The organism is Bartonella sp. AA1HLJMS, assembly GCF_042197445.1.
Classification (GTDB): Bacteria; Pseudomonadota; Alphaproteobacteria; order Rhizobiales; family Rhizobiaceae; genus Bartonella.
Genome location: NZ_JBHIRW010000265.1, coordinates 1 through 766 on the forward strand (window position 1 = coordinate 1; position 766 = coordinate 766).

Sequence of the window (766 nt, forward strand, 5' to 3'; positions counted from 1 at the left end):
TAGAACATATAAACAGCACCATTAGGGCCTTTTTGTAAATGCTTTTCTTCCTCTGGCTTTAAAAAGTGATACAGAGTGATATATTTTCCATCACTGCCTTTTATAGGTTTTCCATTTTCATCGGTTAAATAGAGGACATTGCCATTTTCATCATGCGCAACCTCACCCACTGGATGGTCAACATAAAATGCCATTTTACGAACCCCATCCCATATATCAAACCATTCATCTACCCATTTATTTCTCATACCTAAACGATTACGCAATATATCCTCAAGCGGTGCGACATCTAGCTGTCCTACTGCTTGGTGGGCTGTAGCGGTGTTGCAGTTGAGTGCATCAATGATTTGTCCAGCATCTTGCCCCATTGCCCTCTGTCCAGTTGTATCAGTAAGGATGATAGTCCCATCGCTGATAGCAGATTTGGTTTCCCCTTCTACTCCATCATGCGCTTTTTAGAGGCTACATCATTGTGCTTTTTAGGGGCTACATCATTGTGCTTTTTAGGGGCTACATCATGGCGCTTTTTAGGGGCTACATCATGGCGCTTTTTAGGGGCTTCAGCATTACGCTTTTTAGGAGCTTCAGCATTACGCTTTTTAGAGGCTACATCATTGTGCTTTTTAGGGGCTACATCATTGCGCTTTTTAGGGGCTTCAGCATTACGCTTTTTAGAGGCTTCAGCATTACGCTTTTTAGGGGCTACATCATTGCGCTTTTTAGAGGCTTCTTCACTATATTTTTTATAGGCTTTATCGCTGTATTT

The 766-nt window shown here is 41.9% G+C and carries 2 pseudogenes; both read right to left on the reverse strand.

Features of this window, described 5'->3' with window-relative positions:
• Window positions 1–368: pseudogene (locus ACFIQE_RS11085) on the reverse strand (filamentous hemagglutinin); the annotation flags it as partial.
• A gap of 68 nt (window positions 369–436) precedes the next feature.
• Window positions 437–766: pseudogene (locus ACFIQE_RS11090) on the reverse strand (hypothetical protein); the annotation flags it as partial.